The sequence below is a fragment of the Pontibacter sp. LHS2 genome (assembly GCF_058932845.1).
On the sequence record NZ_JBZYWG010000002.1, the window covers coordinates 156,921 to 176,240 of the forward strand.

Below are 19,320 nucleotides of genomic sequence, written 5' to 3' on the forward strand. Positions count from 1 at the left end.
TATACCTGCAGCAAAGCCTTACAAATTCATCGTCTGGCTAAATGCGACAAATTCACATACAGAAAGCTCAAAGAAACGTAAATTTGCTTGCGATAAGCCAATTCGCCCACAAAGCATGTCCAAGCTGTTTCCGCGTCCTTCTCCCCTGCTCCAGAAAACGATATTTGTAGGCTTTGTACTCCTGATCCTTTTCACGCCGCTACTTAATTCGGCAATGGCTTTGGGAGCTGGTTTGGTAGTAGGACTTGTACTGGGTAATCCATTTAAAGCGCATACCGGTAAGATTTCAAAATACCTATTGCAGGCAGCAGTCGTAGGTCTGGGTTTTGGCATAGACCTGTACCAGGTGGCTGAAACCGGGCTAATGGGTATAGTGTATACCCTCTTGTCCTTATCCGCTACCATGGTCATCGGCTTGTTGTTGGGCAAGATTTTCTATACCCCTCCCCGTCTTACCCACCTCGTTTCTTCGGGAACGGCGATCTGCGGTGGCAGTGCCATAGCAGCTGTAGCGCCCGCGATCAAAGCCACAGACCAGGAGATATCAGTGGCCTTGGGTATTGTGTTTGTGCTCAATGCAGTGGCGCTTTTCATTTTTCCGCCTATTGGCAACCTGCTGGGTCTGTCGCAGGAGCAATTTGGTATTTGGGCTGCCATCGCCATACACGATACCAGTTCGGTCGTGGGTGCCGCGACCCGCTACGGCGATGAAGCTTTGCAAATCGCCACCACCCTCAAGCTTACGCGGGCGCTCTGGATCGTGCCACTTGTTTTGGTTTCCAGTCTGATGTTCAAGGAAGGAAAAAAGAAACTGAGCGTCCCGGCTTTTATTCTGCTCTTTGTGCTGGCATCAGTCATCAGCACTTTTATACCTGCTATGGAAATTGTTTCTCCTACCATCGTCATGCTCGCTAAAAAAGGATTGTTGCTTAGCCTTTTTCTGATCGGTGCTAACATTAGCTTAAGTGCTTTGCAAGCCATCAGTCCAAAGCCGTTTTGGCAAGGTGTTATCTTGTGGCTGATCATATCTGCGGTATCGCTTGCTATTATTTATGGCTTGGGTTAATCATACACCCTTATAGACAAAAGCTATCATATCATAAAATTTATCGATTTGAACTATATAGTTTAAGGCTATACTTTTGAGGCATCAATTCAGGAGAAACCTCAAAACCCTTCGCTATATGAGCAACGAGAATCCACATCAGAAACTAACCACCGCCTCTGGCAAACCTTACTACGAGCACGAAAACAGCATGACCGCAGGTCCACGTGGCCCGATCTTGCTCGAAGACTTTATTCTGCACGAGAAACTGGCGCACTTCAATCGTGAGCGCACCCCGGAGCGTGTGGTACATGCCAAAGGCACCGGCGCTTACGGTACATTCACGGTTACGCACGACATCACCAGGTATACCAAAGCCAAACTGTTCAATGAGATCGGTAAAGAGACCCGTGTTTTCCTGCGATTCTCCACAGTGGGCGGCGAAAAAGGCAGTGCAGACTCGGAGCGTGACCCACGAGGCTTTGCCGTAAAATTCTATACCGAAGAAGGCAACTGGGATCTGGTAGGTAACAACACGCCGGTTTTCTTCATCAAAGACCCGAAGAAATTTCCGGATTTCATTCATACCCAAAAGCGTGACCCGCGCACCAATACCAAGAGCGCAACCATGATGTGGGATTTCTGGTCCTTGAACCCGGAAAGCTTACACCAGGTAGTGATTTTGATGAGCGACCGTGGTACGCCGTTCTCATATCGCCACATGCACGGGTTCGGTAGTCATACTTTCTCGTTCATCAACCAAGACAACGAGCGCTTCTTTGTGAAATTCCACTTCAAAACGCTGCAGGGCATTAAGAACTTTACTGACTCGGAGGCCACCGTTTTGAAAGGTCAGGATCCTGATCAGGCGCAGCGCGACCTTGTACAGGCCATCGACAAAGGTGACTTCCCACGCTGGGCTATGAAAGTGCAGATCATGCCGGAAGCCGAGGCTGCTTCTTATAAGTGGAATCCGTTTGACCTGACCAAGGTTTGGTCGCAAAAAGACTATCCGCTGATCGACGTGGGCGTGCTGGAACTGAACGAGATTCCGGATAACTACTTTGCGCACGTAGAGCAGGCCGCTTTTGCGCCAGCGCACCTGGTGGATGGCATCGGCTTCTCACCTGACCGCATGCTGCAGGGTCGTATTCTTTCTTACCCGGATGCGCACCGTTACCGCATCGGCGCCAACTACGAGCAGATTCCAGTGAACCGCTGTCCGTTTGCAGTGAACAACTACCAGCGCGATGGCGCCATGCGCGTGGACGGCAACGGAGGCAGTACACCAAACTACTTCCCGAACTCTTTCGACAACATCAAGGCAGATGAGAGCTACAAGGAGCCAGCACAAAACCTGGGCACGAACGTGGTGGCTGACTGGTACGACCGCAACGCCGAAGGCGAGAACGACCACTATACCCAGCCGGGTGACCTGTTCCGTTTGATGACGCCGGAAGAGAAGAAAAACACTATTAGCAACATCGTGGGAGCCATGCAAGGTATAGACGGACCGAAGCGGGCAGAGATTATAAACCGTCAGCTGTGTCACTTCTTCCGCGCAGACATTGGTCTCGGACTGGGCGTTGCGCAGGGATTGGGTGTGGATGTGAGCTCCTTTGCGGGCGGCACCGTACACGCTAACTAATACTGACACTGTATTTTGTGCTATGGAAAAGCCGGCCCTGTGCCGGTTTTTCTGTTTTATACCCGGAACCTAATGCCAATTAAAATTGTATTAAAATTTATACATGAATAAATGTTCATGTATTGCAATTACCTATTATTTAAACCTGCATGACCGACCTAAAAGTAAGGGTAGACAAAAAGAAGTTGGAAAGAACTGCCTATGTGCTCAAGTGCGTGGCCCATCCGGTGCGCATCAGTATCATTGATCTGCTGGAGCAAGAAGACCAACTCACCGTGAGCCAGTTACAGGAAGTGCTAGAAATTGAACAGTCTCTGCTGTCCCACCACCTCACCAACATGCGTGACAAGGGTCTGGTGGAAACACGCCGTCAGGGCAAAAATGTGTTCTATTTTCTAACGGACTCCAGCATCTCCAATATCATTGAGTGCATCAAAGGCTGCAAACCTGTGCAGTAAGCATGTATATAAAAATGAAATTATTTTCATATCATTACTTTTGGTATCGGACCTTCCAGTTTCTGAGGCACCAAAACCAATGTGCTTACGTTTATTATAACAAAGGTTAACCGCTATTTATATGAAATTATTCCTGATGACCCTTTTAGCAGCCAGCCTGATGAGCTGCACCAGCCCACAGCAGGGCGATGCAAAAGTCAGAACAATCACAGCTACAGAATATAAAGCCCACCATGAAAAAATCGACAACCAAGAAGTTATGCTGGTTGATGTGCGCACTCCTGCTGAGTTTGAAGCAGGACACCTCCAAAAAACGCAGCACGCCGACTTCCTAAGCGGGGAATTCGAAAAGGAAATGCAAAACTGGGACAAAGACAAAACTTACTACCTGTATTGTGCCAGCGGCAACAGAAGCGGTAAAGCGGCCAAACTGATGGAAGAAGCCGGCTTTAAACAGGTATACAACATTGGCGGTTACCAGGAACTGAAAGCAGCCGGACTGCCTATAGTAGAATAGTTTGCTAAATACACGGAGCAGCTTGTCCGATAGTGGGTATTTATGCGTATCTTTACATGATTTATCTGATAGCATGCTCTTACAAACCAGCCCTCTCCAAACCATCTACTCTTCTGATTTCTACAAAATAGAAGTTGATCAGGAGAACAATCTGTTGCTAGCAGAATGGCAAAGGTCGGTAAGTAAAGAGGAGATGATTATAGGAGGCACTAAACTGTACGAGGCGCTGCGTGATACGGGCATCACGAGAGCAGTGGCCAATGGAGAGCGGCTTGTTATGCTGGACGCTCCTACCAAGGAATGGATGTCGACGACTTTTTACGAATTGCTTTCTAAAACACCCCTTCAGAAACTAGCCCGCGTATTGCCTGACAGCCTTTTCTCAAAATTGGCCCTGGAAGCAGTTGCTACCCGTGCAGAAGCACAGAATATTAATAAGTTTTTATTCAGAAACTTCTCCAGTCAGAAAGAAGCCCTCATCTGGATAAACGAATAAGGAAAGATCACTTTACCTATCCTCTCTTTTTTATCGTTTTAAAGCTTCCGGCTTAGTTGCTTGGGTGAAACTTATGCCTTTTTCATTCTCAAGCAGAATGACAGCATTTAGATAAGGTTTGATCTGCAAGTGGAAGATCGCGCAAGACTTCATAATCCCCTTGTTCCCGACCTAATATTGCAAAACCTCTATACCTTATCAAGAAAAAATTATATAATAAACTTGCAGTATAGGTATACCTTAATGTAATTTGTAAGTGCAAAGGAGAAAGGATTAGGGATATGCGCGTACTACATACTTCAGACTGGCACCTCGGCCAGCGACTCGTCAACCTCGAACGAACCGAAGAACACCAGCATTTCCTGGACTGGCTCCTGCAAACCATTGAATCCGAAAAAGTTGAGGTGCTCCTGATGGCCGGCGATGTATTCGACACGGGTGCTCCTTCTAATACCGCTCTTAAGCAATATTACAACTTCCTGACAAAGGTATGCGCTACCTGTTGTCGCCACATTATTATCACGGGCGGCAACCACGACTCTGTTTCCACGCTCAATGCACCCAAGGAACTCCTCGACTGTTTTAACATAAAAGTGATAGGCGGCGCGACGACTGACTTGCTGGACGAATTGATCGAACTACGCGATAAAAAAGGAGAGTTGGAAATGGTGGTTTGCGCCGTGCCTTTCCTGCGCGACCGCGACGTGCGCCTCTCCGTGTCAGGCGAAAGCTACGAGGAGCGGGAGCAGCGCATCAAACAAGGTATAGCTGCGCATTACGCTGCCTTTGTGCCGCATGTACAGCCCTACAAAACACAAGCTATACCTGTCGTGGCGATGGGTCACTTATTTGCTGCTGGTGGCTCCGCTTCTGACAGTGAAAAGGAGATTCACGTGGGCAACCTTGGCCAGATCGGCGCTAATCAGTTCCCGCAGGAATTCGATTACGTGGCCCTCGGTCACTTGCACCGTCCGCAGCAGGTCAACAAGTCACACCACATCCGCTACTCCGGCTCCCCTATTCCGCTTAGCTTCAGCGAAGTGGCCGACAAAAAAGTAGTCTATGTGCTGGACTTTGAGGAGGGAAAACTCACCGACCTGAAAGAGATCGCTATACCTGTCTGCCGCAAACTGGTACGCTTTAAGGGCGAACTGGAAGCGATCAAACAGAAAATCGCGGTATATGATAACAGCAGCTATACCTTGCCGGCCTGGGCCGAACTGCAGGTAGAGCTGGAAGCGCCTATACCTGACCTCAACCAGCAACTGGAAGAAATTCTAAATTTGAAAAGCGACGAACTGCAACTGCTGATTCATCGTCCGCCTATCATCAAAACAGCCCGTCAAACACTGGAGCAGCAGGTACGCGAAGAAGTGGACCTCCATACTTTGACTGAGAAAGACGTGTTCCTGAAACGCTGCGAAAGCGCCTTCCCGGAAAGTGATCATACAGAGCTGCGGACTACTTTCTCGGAGTTGCTGGAGCTGATGCGGGAGGAAGCTGAGAGTTAGTGATGTTAAGACATCCTCAGATATTTTCTCTACACTACCCAAAGGAATGAATGAGCCTTTAGAAAGACTCCAAAATGATCCAAACTTCTACTTATAATTTATCCTCCAAAATCTACTTTAGGGTTTTAGTCGAAAATAGGCTCCGTCGATGCTGGTGGCTGTATCTGTTCATGATCATGTTAAGTCTATCAATGATCGACAGGTTCGGCGATGATAGGTTTATAACTGCGTATATTCTAGTATCTGCTGTGTATTTGTCAGGTATAATTGTTTACCTCTATTACTGGACGGCATCTCAAAAGAACAATAATCTGTACATTCCTCACTTCCTCACTGTAAATGAAACTATGATGACGTCTACAAGTGAAGGCAACTAGTAGTAATTAACTCTCATTTCCCTTATGAAAATCCTCGCTGTCCGTTTCCTGAACCTGAACTCGCTGAAGGGTGAGCATGAGATCCGTTTCGACCAGAGTCCGCTGGCTGATGCGGGGCTGTTTGCGATTACCGGTCCGACCGGGGCGGGCAAGACCACTATTCTGGATGCGATCACGGTGGGACTTTATGGGCTGGCACACCGGCACAGCAACGACCGTCCGCTGGAGCTGATGACCCGCCACACCGCGGAGTGTTATTCGGAAGTGGAGTTTGAGGCCAGTGGCAAGGTATACCGCTCCAAGTGGCACCTGCGTCGCAGTCGCGGTAAAGTGGATGGCCGAATTCAGGCCGTGCACATGGAGCTTTATGATGCGCAGAACGACGAAATATTTGACCTGAAACCCAGTCAGGTACCGGGTAAAGTGGCTGAGATCTGCGGACTCGACTATGACCAGTTTCTGCGTTCGGTGATGCTCTCGCAGGGTGACTTTGCACGCTTCCTGAAAGCAGACGAAAAAGACCGTAGCAGCCTGCTGGAAAAGATCACCGACACAGGCATCTACTCCGATATTTCAAAATTCGCTTTTGAGAAAGCCAAACAGGAAAGACAGAAATACGATGGACTGGGGCAATTGCTTCAGAACACACAACTATTGCCCGATGAGCAGCGGGAAGCCTACGAGCAAAGCATCAAGGAACTGACCGTACAGGAAACAGCGCTTCAGGGTGACCTGACCCAACTGCAGGCAAAAGTGCAGTGGCTACAGCAGGTGGCCCAGTTACAAACCAGACAGCAGCAGCACCAACAGGCCTTGGTAGAGCAGGAGCAGAAACTGACGAACCTTCAGCCGGACTTCATCAAACTGGCCCAACACCAGCAGGCGCATCAGTTTGTGGGTGAGCTGGCCGAAATCCGCAGCGCTAACAACAAGGTCACCGAAGTGCAGGAGCAATTATCGACCTTGCAGAAACGCGTGCCGGTGCTGCAGACTGAATTGGAAGCGGCCGGACAAATAGCCATCGAGGCGACCAAAGCCTGTCAGCAACAGGAGGAAGCTATCCACAAGTTGGAGCCGATTCTGGTGCAGGTTACCCGACTCGACCACCAGCTCGGCAGCATCCGGGATGCTTACACCAAAAACAAAAATGCCTACGTCACTTTTGAGCAGCAGCTGAAGCAGGAGCAATTAGAACTGCAGACGAAGCAAAAGGAACTGGACACACTCACAGAAGAGGCGACAAGTATAAAGAACTGGCTGGCACAAAACGCGAAGCTGCAGGACTTAAAAGAACACCTCCCAGAGTTTAAAGCCACGCTGCGCGACCTGCATGAGGTGGAGCAGCGCATTCGCCGTATCCGACAGGAGGAAGAGCAACTGAACCAGCAGCGCAGGCATGAGGCAGCGCAACTCACAGCCTTACAGGAACAGCAATCCAAGCAGAAGCTACAGCAAGAACACCTGCAAAAGCAAAGAGAGGAAAAGCTAAGCGCCCTGCAAGGTATACTGGCTGCCAAAAGCATGGAAGAGCTGGAGCAGGAAGCCCAGTCGCAGCCGGCTTTGCTGGCCCGCTTTGAGCGCCTGCAGGAACTGTCCTGGCAGCATGCAGCACAGCAGCAGAAAAGCCAGGGTATAGCCGCGCAACTAACACAATTACAACAGCATCGCGAAGTAGCTACAGCTAAGCTTCAGGAGTTTCAGTCCAGGTATATTCAGGCCGAAGAGCACTTGCAGGCGCTTCAGAAACTTGTGGCTTTGCAGCAGCAGATTCAACAATACGAAGAGGCCCGCCATACCTTAACTCAGGACGAGCCTTGCCCGCTTTGCGGTTCTATCCACCACCCTTTTGCCGAAAACGGCTATACCTTCGACCTGCCTGAAGAAGTGTTGAAGCGGGACAAGCAGCAGGAGTTGGTAAAAGAACTGAGCCAGAACGCCCAGCAGCTACAGCTTCAGTTAAATTCACTGGAGCAGCAACAGCAGCTGGGCCTTGCCACCAAAAATGAAGTTGATACCGAGTTAAAGCGCCTGCTCGAGTCCTTTGCTCAACTCTCACAAGAATTACCGCAGGGTATAGGTATAGCCGATACTGAACAGCTGACACAATTACTCCAGAAGCAACAGGCTTCTGCAACGGCATTGCAACAGCAGTTGGCACAGGCACGCGCCTTGAGTCGCGAATTGGAAGGTATAAATCAACAACTACAGCAACTCCGCGAGACACAGGTGCAAGCACAGGCTACCTTTAACCAATTGCAGGCCTCTGATAAGTTGCTACAGACCCAGCTGCATAAACTCCAACTCAACCTCACCGACGAGCAAGAGCAGCAGCAGGCCCACACCGAAACCGCCGAGTCATTTGCCGCTACCTTTGATCTCCAGTATAAGCCCGGGGAACGCCATACCTTGCTGCAAACACTGGAGCAGCAGGCAACAGCCTATACCCAAAAGCAGCTGGCGCTGGAAGGTATGCGCGAGAAATACATAGAACTACAGCAGCTCGTCAAAAACCTGACTGCCAACAAAGCGCTGAAAACGAAAGAACTGGAAGAGCGACAGCAAGGGCTGAAAGAAGAGCACGAACAGCTGACGAAACTCAAGGCCGAGCGCCATACCCTGTTCGGCGACAAGGACCCGGATCGGGAACGCAAGTTGGCCAGTGAAGAATTGAGCGCAAGAACTAAGCAGGCCGAAGAGGCCCGGCGTATGCAGCTCCAGAAACAGCAGGAGCTGCAGGAGGCCCGTACCCGCCAGACGGAGTGCCTTCAAAAGCATCAGCAGAATACCTCAGTGCTGGAAGAACTTCGCCGTGGCTTATTGGATGTGCTGCAACAGAAAGGCATTGAGACCATCGAAGCCCTGAGCCAGATGCTGCTGCACCGTGACGAGGCCGACCGCCTTGCCAACCAGAAGGCACAGACCGAAAAGCACCTGACCGAGCTGCGCAAAACCCTGAGCGACGTGCAACAGGAATTAGCCCAACTGCAGCAAAAGCAGCTGACCGACGAAGGTATAGCAGCCCTGCAGGAGCAGCATCAGCAGAAAACAGCCCAGCAGCGGGAGCTTATTTCGCAGCGCGCACGCCACCAGCAATTACTGGAGCAAGACGCCCAGCAGCGCGAGAAGAACAGAGAACTGGCTGAAAAGCTAAAATTGCAGCAGCAGGTATACCACCGCTGGAATCAACTGGCCGAGTTGATCGGATCTGCGGACGGTTCCAAGTTCAGCCGATTCGCACAGGGCCTTACCCTGTCCCGGCTAGTGGAACTGGCCAACAAGCATTTGTTGAAGCTTAACGACCGCTACCGCATACTCAAGTCATCGGACGAAGCCCTGGAGTTGCTGATCGTAGACACCTTCCAGGCAGAGGCCGTGCGTCCAATGAATACATTGTCAGGTGGTGAGAGCTTTCTAGTAAGTCTGGCTTTGGCACTGGGTCTTTCTGATCTGGCCGGTCGTCGCACCCAGATCAACTCGCTTTTCATCGACGAGGGCTTTGGCACCCTGGACGCCGAAACGCTGGATGCCGCCATCTCGACCCTGGAAAATCTGCACGCAGCCGGTAAAACGATCGGTATCATCTCACACGTGGAAGCACTCAAAGAGCGTATCCACACGCAGATTGTTGTCACCAAAAAGCCAGGCGGCGTGAGCTCCATCCGAGTAAGGGGTTGACCTGAGCCTTGAGCCGGGCGCGCCATAACATAGGACTACATTCACTCAAATTTGTTGATCGTTCACTCCCGTGATGACATGGCGGCGTATCCGTTTGGAGCGAATTGTATTTTTCTAAACTGGCTTTATATTCATAAATTCAGATTAGCATTTTTATACATTAAATACTTATATTGCTTCCTAATACTGAATTAATTACGGTAATTAAAACTGTAGAGAGGTACCTATGCTTCTACTATTCCTGACTCGTATTCTCCTTCTTATTACTGTTGCCCAACCACAGCAAAAAGTCATCATACAGGACTTGAAAGCTGAATTGGAGCACACAGAGGATATTACCCGGAAGATAGAGCTGTACTGTGAGCTGAGCAAGGTGCACAAAAGCATCAATCCGAAGACCACTATTTCCTACGGAAACAAGGCTGTTGCTCTGGCGCGACAGGCCGGCGATGATAAATTACTGGCGCTGGCTTACAACGAAACCGGCTCAGGCCATTACCTGCTAGGCGATATCGACAAGGCCGTTCAGTTGTACTATATGGCGCTTCGCATCCGCGAGAAGTTAGGCGATCCGTCAGACCTGAGTGCCAGTTACAACAACATCGGCAACGTGTATGCCGACCAGCACAACCACAAAGAGGCGCTCCCACTTTACAAAAAATCACTCTCGCTTGCCACCACAGCACAGGACACCCTGCGCATGAGCAGTGCCCTGAGCAACATAGGCGGCGTATACCTGGACCAGGGGAAGTACGACCTGGCGCTGGTTTATTACCGCGAAGCACTTCCCATTCAGGAAAAACTGGACGATAAGCAGGGAATACTGATCTCACTGATCAATATAGGGGATGCCTATAATGGCAAAAACGATTATCAGACAGCTCTCTCCTACTTCAACAAAGCCCATCAGATTGCCAATGAACTGGGCAGTCCGCATGACGAGGTGTATGTGCTGCGCGGCAAAGCGGAGTCATACCTGAAAGCCAAAAAATACGAAAAGGCCCTTGACAACGCTCTAGCCAGCATGGAGCTCGCCAAAGCTTATGAAGGCAAGTATGTGCTCAAGGAAAATGCCGCTGTTCTGGACCGCATCTATGCTGCCATGGGCAACTACGAAATGGCCCACCACTACCTGACACTACACACCGCCTACAACGATAGTTTGCATAACGAACGGGCGGCAGATCGTATCGCGCAGGAACGTGTGAAGTACGAAACAGCCCAGAAAGACAAGGAAAACCTGTTGCTCCGCGCAGAACAGGAGTTGAACCTGCGCAAACTGGAGCAGCGCAGCATCATACAGTACTTCACCATTGCCTTGCTGCTTTTGGTGTGTGCTATGGCCTATGTGTTTTTTAGAGGAAGGCAGCACCAGAGCCGCATCAACAAGCTGTTGACTCAGAAGAATGAACTGATCATGCATAAGAACGAGGCACTGAATCAGCATCAGAAAGCCCTGACAGAACAGGCCGAGCAGCTCAACATACAGAAGGAAAAACTCACACAGCTCAACACCATCAAAGACAAACTGTTCTCAGTTATAGCGCACGATTTACGTGGTCCGCTGGTTGCGCTGAAGGGGTTGCTGCACGTGATGGCCATGGGTAAAGTGCCTGCCGATAAGCAGGAAGGACTCTTTAACAGTTTGGTGAAAGGCCAACAGAATGTGCTTTGGATGCTGGACAACCTCTTCGACTGGGCAAGGGCGCAAATGGAGGGCTTCGAAGCCGACCCAAAACCGCTGCCCTTGCGGGAACTGGCTGACGAGAACATCCGCCTGCTACAGCCGGTCGCCAGCAGCAAAGAAGTCGTGCTGGATAATACGATTGACCCGAGCCTGACAGGATATGCAGATAAGGAAATGATCCGACTGGTATTGCGAAACCTGATCTCCAATGGCATCAAGTTCTGTAAAGCCGGCGACACTGTGACGCTTTCGGCCAGAGTGCAGGACAATCATGTGCTGGTATCTGTAAAAGACACAGGTATAGGCATGACACGGGAAGTGCAGCAGAAGCTTTTTGGAGGCAGCAGTTATTCCAGCCGGGGTACTGCCAACGAAAAAGGCAGCGGCCTGGGATTGGCGCTTTGCAAAGACTTTGTGCAGCACAATGGCGGCTCGATCTGGGTGGAGAGCGCACCAGGTATAGGCAGTACCTTCATGTTCACGCTCCCATGCTCCATTGAGAAAAATGATCAGGAAGGAAATACGCCTCCTGAGCAGGAAGAAAAGGCAATCAAACAACTGCAGTTAGCCTAGTCTTTTATTGGGCTATACCTTATGAGCTCCAGGATGGCTGCTTCTGACAAGAGGTAGCCTTTTATATGTAAGCGCTTATAAAAACAAATACTTCTATTTGCGGTAAAAAGAGAATAGCAGCACCTTTGCCCCATGAACAAGCTCATCTTATACCTTCTCGCCTTTACCAGTTTGCTGGCCACTCCAGCTTGTAAGCAAGACAATGAAAAGGCGCGTGAGGAATTCCGCCAGCGCCGTGGGGCCATTGAGCATCCTGTGGAGCCAGCCGCCACTACCCCATCCGATGACCCCGAGCGGCCGGCTGTGGTTCCAACAGACAATACCCGCGCCGCGCCGGAAGCCGAAAGCCCTGTTATACCTGGCGATCGCGTCGTAGGGGTGAAAGATGGCGACACCTTCGAACTGCTGCGCAACGGACAGACGGTCACGGTACGTCTCTTTGGAGTAGATACCCCCGAGAAAAACCAGGCCTACGGGCAGCGAGCCAAACAATTTGCTTCTGACCTGGCTTTTGGCAAAAACGTGCGCCTGATCGAGCATAACAAGGACCGCTACGGCCGCACCGTGGGCACCATCATACTGCCTGATGGCCGCAACCTGAACGAAGAGCTGGTACGCGAAGGCTATGCCTGGCACTACACCGCCTATTCTAAAGATAAGAACCTGGCCAACCTGGAAGCAGACGCACGTCGTTTCAAAAGAGGGCTTTGGCAGGACCCCAATCCAGTGGCTCCCTGGGATTTCCGGAAGCAGAAGCCTGAACCTGTAGACAACAGCAAAGCCGCTATACCTGCCGGTGCCACCAAGCGCCAGGTATACTTGTGCGACAGTTCCGGCTCCTCGGTTTACCACTATAGCAAAGACTGCTCCGTGCTGAAGCGCTGCAAAGAGCAGGTGCTCACTGTTACAGAAGCCGAAGCGATCCGGCAACACAACCGACGGGCTGATAAAACTTGCAGCCCTAAATAATTCCGCCTAATTTAGGTTCCGCATTCTATTCAACACATCATTTATATGTTTAAAAAGACCCTGGCAGGTATGTGTGGCCTGCTCATCTCACTGGCTGCCTGCCAGTCGCCCGACAACGCACAGACAGAACAAACTGAAGCGCAGGAGACCACTGCAGTTGCTGACACGACACAGCGAGCTCCCCGACCAAAGCCTGAGAACTACTCATTTAAGGGAGTGGAGAAAAAGCGGGTCTACATTTGTATGGACCCAACAGATGACCTTTTTCACCAAAAGCACGACTGCCCGGTATTGGTTAGCTGCGCGAGTACTTTTCGCAACCTGACGCTGCCGCGTGCCGTGGAGGCCTTTGACCGCTACAACTGCGAAACCTGTAGTGCCGATCTGGCTTACGTATTTGATGAAAATGCCGTGCGCATGGAAACAGGACTTGGCGATAATTAGAGAAAACTGACAGTAAATAAAAAAGCGGCAGCCCCCGAAAGAGGCTGCCGCTTTTTTTATGTGCTCTATACCTTATTTCCTTCCTTTCAATACCAGCAAAGGCACTTCTGCCTGGTAGGTCATCTTTTCGGCAAGACTTTGTGAGAAAAGCTCACGCAGGAAGCCTTTTTCGCGTCGGAGGATGGCTACCATGTCAGCGCCGGAAGCGTCATAGTATTCTTTTATACCGTCGGTGCGGTGCTTGCTCACTACTTCTTCAAAGTGAATAGGAGCACCCGGGAAGGCTTGCTCCAGGTCCTGCAAAAAGCGGCCTTTCTTGTCGCTGCTTGTGCGGCCTTCTTTGTTGACGTGGATGACATCAACCCTGGCGCCGAACATGCTTGCAAAGTCCAGCACTTCACGCAGGGTCGCTATATCGTCAGCGGCATAATCCGATGCATATACGATCTTATCGATGCGCGGATGACCTGCCGTAGAAGGCACGGAAAGCACCGGGCATTTCACCTGTTCCATCACCGCCTCTGCATTGCTGCCGATGAGCAGTTCCTCCAGGGCGTTGCCGCCACCCGTCGTACCCATCACGATCAGGTCGTAGCCACTGGTTTTGGTTAAGTGCTCGGTGATGTCAGTCAGTAGCGCTTCCTTGAGAATAAAATCGCAGGTAAACTCACCATCTCTGTTTGCCCCATGGCGTTCCTCCAGTTCGCGACTCAGGTTCATTAGCCGCTCTTCTGCATCCCGCATCTGCTCCCCGAGCAATTCGCTGGCCACAAGTGCCGTTTCAGAAGTATCAACAATAGGCAGGTGCACCACATGCAACAGCGTGAGGTGGCCTCCGGACTGACGGGCGATCAGTACGGCGTATTCTAACGCTTTGGCAGCTGTTTTAGAAAAGTCGGTCGGGCAAAGGATTTTTTTCATGGCGTTTGGTGGTTGGCTGAACTTTCTATATCCAGGATTCACTATGTATACGTGTCGAAGCAAAAATGTGCTTTAATCCCGACAATAAAAATGACCTGCATCACCTCATACTAAATCCCCCTCCTCCATTGGCTTATCCCCGGGAGATTAAGCCACTGCTATCTGCGGGGGTAGTGGCCCTCTATCACCAAGATCCTTGCAGGATAAAATAAAAAGAATGACATAGCCTCAGGCCAATCCTGCAGAGAGCTGCTATCCTATTTGCCTATTTCTTTGTTCAGTCCTTTTACCTCATCCCAGGTCCAGTAGCGCTTCGGGGCTATACCTGCGTACTTCTCCCGGAAGTAGTCCACTACCAGTTGCTTCATCTGATCGGCAGGTATGGACGAGGCGTAGATCTCGCGGCTGGTCGGATGATCGTAGCGCTCCATACGTGAGAGGTCCTTGCCTTCGAGGCGCAGCAGCGGGCCGGTTTCAGTTATACTGTCTGCCGTCCAGGTATAGCCGGAGGTTTCCAGGGCATTGAGTTGTTCGGCCAGTGGTTTCATACTGATGCGGGGCAGTGTTGGCCGGGAGGCAAAGTCGACCCAGGTGGTATACTTATACTCCAGTTCGTAACGGTTGCCTTCGTAGCAGCTCAGTACCATATCGAAACCAATAGTGCGGCTGAAGAGGGCATAGTAGTGAACCGGACGCTGTGTATCGATCACGATCAGACCAAGCTCAGGATAACGCTGCAGTTTGGTGTCAGGCTTGTACATATCGCGATAGCCCAGCAGCACATCGGCCACTTCCTCTTCCCAGACTGGCTTTTCCCAGTCAGGATCCTGGAGCACGCGGCCAAACTCCCTCAGGAAATACCTGAACTTATCCACGCAACGTTTCGCTTCTTTTTCTTCGGATTCGTCGGCTGCAAAAGGAGCGTAAAACATGTCACGCTCCCGGGTATTGAGCCAGCAAACCAGTTTCAGCGCTTCCCCTGCCAGCGGGTGATTCAGGTCGAGTTCGCGGAAGTCGCCTATGTGGGCCATCAGCCGCAGCAGTTCCTCATTCTCCAGCGCCACCTCAGGATTCAGCAAGCTCCATACGCCCACAAAGCCGTCGATGTCGAAATGGTTGGCCGTGACATAAGGCAGCTCCAGGCCGGGTAGGTTGAGTCGCAGGGCATGCAGCACCATGGCAGCGCTGGTATCGTCGCGCACCTCAGCCGGAGCAGGAGCGCCCCGCCAGTGCGAAAGCACCAGTCCGTTAGGGTGCATACTGTCTACGATGATGGCTTTTTTCTCTTTTACTTCGCCAAAAGGTATAAACTGTCGCTTTATCATGCGCTAAATATAGCTAAATCTGACATCATCCCTTAAATTCGGGCGTTCATCACAGCAAGGCAGGTACGCCGGACTCATGGTACATCCAATTGCCCCGGCTTTCGTTTTACATACAGCAGTATCAACATACACATCCCATGTCTACTCTCCAACAGGTATACCGCAGTTCCCTTTCCCTCCTAACCGACTTGTATCAGCTCACCATGGCCTATGGCTACTGGAAAGAAGGTATAGCAGAGCGTGAAGCAGTATTTCATCTGTATTTCCGCAAGCCCCCCTTCAAAGGAGGCTATACCGTGGCGGCCGGACTAGCCCATGCAGTAGAGTATTTGCAGCAGCTGCAATTCACAGAGGAAGACCTGGCCTACCTGGGCAGCCTGACTGGTAACCGGAACGAGCCTTTGTTTGAGCAGGCTTTTTTAGATTACCTGCGTGACCTGCGTTTCACCTGCGACGTGGATGCTATACCTGAAGGAAGCGTGGTGTTTCCGAGTGAGCCCATGATCCGGGTACGAGGCCCGCTCCTGCAAGCGCAGTTGGTGGAAACTCCCCTGCTTACGATTGTGAACTTTCAAACACTCATCGCGACCAAAGCGGCCCGTATCAAAGAGGCAGCAAAAGGCGACACGGTGATTGAGTTTGGGATGCGCCGTGCCCAAGGTATAGACGGATCGTTGTCTGCCACCCGAGCCGCCTATGTGGGAGGAGTGGATGCCACCTCCAATCTGTTGGCAGGCAAGCTGTTCGATATACCGGTGCGAGGCACCCATGCCCATAGCTGGGTACAGACTTTTGAGACCGAAGCGCAAGCCTTCGAAGCCTACGGCAAGGCCTTCCCACACGACTCTGTGTTTCTGGTGGATACCTATAACACGCTGGAAGGCGTGCGGCAAGCCATTGAGATAGCCAAAAAGCTGGAGCCCACTGGTTTTAAACTCAACGGCATCCGCCTGGACTCCGGCGACCTGACCTACCTGAGTATAGAGGCCCGGAAGCTACTCGACGAAGCCGGCATGACCGACACCAGCATTGTCGCCAGCAACGACCTGGACGAAAACATCGTGAGCAGCCTGAAACAGCAGGGCGCCAAAATAAATGTCTGGGGAATCGGTACGCAGCTGGTGACAGCTTATGACCAGCCAGCCTTGGGCGGAGTGTACAAACTAGCAGCTTTTAAGAAGGAAGACGGGGATTGGAATTATAGCCTGAAACTGTCTGAGCAACTCGAAAAAACTTCCAACCCAGGTATACAGCAGGTGCGCCGCTTTTATGATGAGCAGGGGTATGTGGCTGACATGATCTACAACGAAGCAGAACCTCTACCGGAGAAAGTGCTTATTGTGAGTCCGCTTGACAGCACCCGTCGCAAATCTGTGCCGGAAGGTACTTCTTACAGAGACCTGTTGCTGCCTGTGCTAGAAAAAGGAAAACTCGTACAGGAGCTGCCTGACCTAAAAGCTATTCGCAAGCATCGCGAATCAGAGATCAGCAAGCTGCATGAAAGCATCCGCCGACTGTTGAACCCGCATAGCTATCCGGCTGGTCTGGAGACTGGCTTCCACCAGTTCAAAACCGACCTGGTACTGGCCATCCGCGAAAAAGGAGAGACTGCCCTGAAAGACCGGCAAGCACTTTAGCAGGACTATACCTTAGCGTCTGCGGCCGCGCCTGTTAGAGATGCGCTCGATGCGCTTGCCGCGCACCCATTTCAGGTATTTCTGCAGGTCCTCGGCTTGCTGCAGCGCAGGTATAGAGTTGTATAAGGTGGCCAGTTCGCGATTGCTGTAAGTTAGGTGCAGGGTGCTATGGCAGGGCTGGCATAGTTCGGCCGTAGCGCCGTAGCGGCCCCCCTCCTCCCGGGGCACGAGGTGATGCCGGGTAAGGTACTGCACCTCCCGGCCGCACAGTTCACAGACCAGTTCCTCCTCATTCTTTGCCATAGGTTTTTTACTTAGGGCGTGAGCTTTCAGTTACAAACCGCATTACCAAGGTCACAAAGGTATAGAGCACGCATGTCTTCGCTTGTGCTTCTTATAAAAATAGCCTCTGACCACTTATAGTAGAAGTCCTCTACTCTATTTTCGAAGGGATAGCTGTTCTACTTCTTCTGCCTAAAACATTTATACCGCTCCCAAGGTTTAAAAGCCTTGCGCTCAGCCTCCATTGTTCCATGCCAGCTATATTCATTTGCTGGTTTACTTGCCAAGTGAAGTATCTGTAGAATCGGGATGACGGTCAAGTTCTTAATCGCGTATATACAAGGTTCTTTAAACAGCAAGGCAGCAATTACCCTGGTATGACAGCTTGTAAACAGAAATAAAATTGCCTTAAGGGTCCGCAAATTATTTGTACATTGGCGCCCTGTTTTGATTTCAGTGTTTAAACTATGAATAGATTTCAGGAAAGTAATCCTGTTCCGATAACCGCTCCCGTACAGGAGCCTTTGGTACCCAAAGTGCAGATCCGGGAGGGCCTGCTGATCTTTATGCTGGCGGCGATCCAGTTCACGCACATGATGGATTTTGTGATCATGATGCCGCTGGGGCCGCAGCTGATGCGGGTATTCAGCATCTCTCCCCGTGAGTTCGGCCTGCTGGTGTCGGCCTATACTTTCAGTGCGGCCATCGCTGGTTTTGTGAGCGCCCTGTTCATCGACCGCTTCGACCGCAAGCATGCTTTGCTGGCACTATACCTGGGTTTTATCATAGGTACATTGGGCTGTGCCATTGCCCCTAACTACGGTCTCTTACTACTGGCCCGAGTGGTGGCAGGCGGCTTCGGGGGTGTGCTGGGTGCGCTGGTGCTGGCCATTATCGGTGATGCTATACCGGAGCAGCGCCGTGGTGCGGCTACCGGCCGTGTGATGGCTGCCTTCTCGGTGGCTTCTATTGCCGGTATACCGATCGGGCTATACCTGGCAAGTGAGATGAGCTGGCATGCTCCGTTTTACCTGCTTGTGGGCCTGAGTATGCTTATTTTGCTGGTAGCGGTACGTTTTCTGCCAGCCATGCGTGGACATCTGACCAATGCCAGACCCGGCAATCCGTTCCGTGCGCTTAGAGCCATGGTGGTGCAGCCTAACCTGCAGTGGGCCATGGCACTTACCGTTACACTCACGATGGCTGGCTTCCTGGTGGTGCCCTTCATCAGCCCTTACATGGTAGCCAATGTGGGCTTTACAGAGCGTGACCTGAGCTACATCTATTTATTCGGGGGACTGGCGACGGTCTTTACCTCCCAGTGGGCGGGCCGACTGGCGGATAAGTATGGGAAGCAGTTTATTTTCCGGTGGGCCGCTATCCTTTCCATTATCCCGATCGTGCTGATAACCAACCTGCCTCCTGTAGGTATGGTGCTGGCGCTTACAGTTTCTACGATCTTTTTTATCTTTTTTGGAGCCCGCTTTGTGCCGGCTATGTCGCTGATCACCTCCAGTGTGGAGCCGGAGTTGCGCGGCAGCTTCATGAGCATCAACTCTTCAGTACAGCAATTAGGGGCAGGTATAGCCGCCTTTGTGAGTGGGCTCATTGTGCAGGAAACAGCTAATGGCACCTTAACCCATTTCAACTGGGTAGGTATCATGGCAAGTGTGGCGACACTGGTGGCCGTGTGGGTCGTGAGCCGCATCCGGGCGGTAGGCTGACAGGTATAAAAAAGGCCGCTCGTAAGGGCGG

15 protein-coding genes are annotated in these 19,320 nt (G+C 51.2%); 12 read left to right on the plus strand and 3 right to left on the minus strand.

The features are described 5' to 3' along the window. Positions 1 to 115: 115 nt before the first annotated feature. From AC5FX6_RS09380 to AC5FX6_RS09425, 10 genes are all read left to right on the plus strand, one after another. A complete protein-coding gene (locus tag AC5FX6_RS09380; RefSeq protein WP_493596788.1) occupies positions 116 to 1,066 on the plus strand; it encodes a YeiH family protein in 951 nt (316 codons plus the stop codon). A gap of 118 nt (positions 1,067 to 1,184) precedes the next feature. Further along, positions 1,185 to 2,693, plus strand: a complete 1,509-nt coding sequence (locus AC5FX6_RS09385; protein WP_493596789.1) for a catalase — start codon at positions 1,185 to 1,187, stop codon at positions 2,691 to 2,693. A 149-nt stretch (positions 2,694 to 2,842) separates the two neighbouring features. Then, positions 2,843 to 3,151 carry an ArsR/SmtB family transcription factor gene (locus AC5FX6_RS09390; protein ID WP_493596790.1) on the plus strand — a complete coding sequence of 103 codons (309 nt, stop codon included), beginning with the start codon at positions 2,843 to 2,845 and terminating at the stop codon, positions 3,149 to 3,151. A 121-nt stretch (positions 3,152 to 3,272) separates the two neighbouring features. Then, positions 3,273 to 3,668, plus strand: a complete 396-nt coding sequence (locus tag AC5FX6_RS09395; RefSeq protein WP_493596791.1) for a rhodanese-like domain-containing protein — start codon at positions 3,273 to 3,275, stop codon at positions 3,666 to 3,668. 73 nt (positions 3,669 to 3,741) lie between these two features. Then, positions 3,742 to 4,164: a hypothetical protein gene (locus AC5FX6_RS09400; RefSeq protein WP_493596792.1), complete on the plus strand. Its 423-nt coding sequence runs from the start codon at positions 3,742 to 3,744 to the stop codon at positions 4,162 to 4,164. 281 nt (positions 4,165 to 4,445) lie between these two features. Then, positions 4,446 to 5,675 carry an exonuclease SbcCD subunit D C-terminal domain-containing protein gene (locus tag AC5FX6_RS09405; protein WP_493596793.1) on the plus strand — a complete coding sequence of 410 codons (1,230 nt, stop codon included), beginning with the start codon at positions 4,446 to 4,448 and terminating at the stop codon, positions 5,673 to 5,675. 401 nt (positions 5,676 to 6,076) lie between these two features. Then, entirely contained in the window at positions 6,077 to 9,727 is a 3,651-nt protein-coding gene (locus AC5FX6_RS09410) for an AAA family ATPase (RefSeq protein WP_493596794.1), read from the plus strand. A gap of 226 nt (positions 9,728 to 9,953) precedes the next feature. Then, complete coding sequence (locus tag AC5FX6_RS09415) at positions 9,954 to 11,987, plus strand: tetratricopeptide repeat-containing sensor histidine kinase (RefSeq protein ID WP_493596795.1); 2,034 nt, start codon at positions 9,954 to 9,956, stop codon at positions 11,985 to 11,987. A gap of 132 nt (positions 11,988 to 12,119) precedes the next feature. Then, entirely contained in the window at positions 12,120 to 12,956 is an 837-nt protein-coding gene (locus AC5FX6_RS09420; protein WP_493596796.1) for a thermonuclease family protein, read from the plus strand. A gap of 45 nt (positions 12,957 to 13,001) precedes the next feature. Further along, a complete protein-coding gene (locus tag AC5FX6_RS09425; RefSeq protein ID WP_493596797.1) occupies positions 13,002 to 13,400 on the plus strand; it encodes a hypothetical protein in 399 nt (132 codons plus the stop codon). A 72-nt stretch (positions 13,401 to 13,472) separates the two neighbouring features. On the opposite strand, the gene AC5FX6_RS09430 is transcribed toward AC5FX6_RS09425, so the two are convergent. Together AC5FX6_RS09430 and AC5FX6_RS09435 are read right to left on the minus strand one after the other, a co-directional pair. Further along, entirely contained in the window at positions 13,473 to 14,321 is an 849-nt protein-coding gene (locus tag AC5FX6_RS09430; protein ID WP_493596798.1) for a universal stress protein, read from the minus strand. A 257-nt stretch (positions 14,322 to 14,578) separates the two neighbouring features. Continuing rightward, entirely contained in the window at positions 14,579 to 15,646 is a 1,068-nt protein-coding gene (locus tag AC5FX6_RS09435) for a DUF6687 family protein (protein ID WP_493596799.1), read from the minus strand. Positions 15,647 to 15,783: 137 nt separating this feature from the next. Between AC5FX6_RS09435 and AC5FX6_RS09440 the strand changes: the two genes are divergently transcribed. Further along, positions 15,784 to 17,283 (plus strand): nicotinate phosphoribosyltransferase, encoded by a 1,500-nt coding sequence (locus AC5FX6_RS09440; RefSeq protein ID WP_493596800.1) that lies wholly within the window; start codon positions 15,784 to 15,786, stop codon positions 17,281 to 17,283. A gap of 12 nt (positions 17,284 to 17,295) precedes the next feature. On the opposite strand, the gene AC5FX6_RS09445 is transcribed toward AC5FX6_RS09440, so the two are convergent. Beyond that, a complete protein-coding gene (locus tag AC5FX6_RS09445; RefSeq protein ID WP_493596801.1) occupies positions 17,296 to 17,586 on the minus strand; it encodes an HNH endonuclease in 291 nt (96 codons plus the stop codon). A gap of 446 nt (positions 17,587 to 18,032) precedes the next feature. Between AC5FX6_RS09445 and AC5FX6_RS09450 the strand changes: the two genes are divergently transcribed. After that, positions 18,033 to 19,289 carry an MFS transporter gene (locus AC5FX6_RS09450; RefSeq protein WP_493596802.1) on the plus strand — a complete coding sequence of 419 codons (1,257 nt, stop codon included), beginning with the start codon at positions 18,033 to 18,035 and terminating at the stop codon, positions 19,287 to 19,289. Positions 19,290 to 19,320 lie beyond the last annotated feature (31 nt).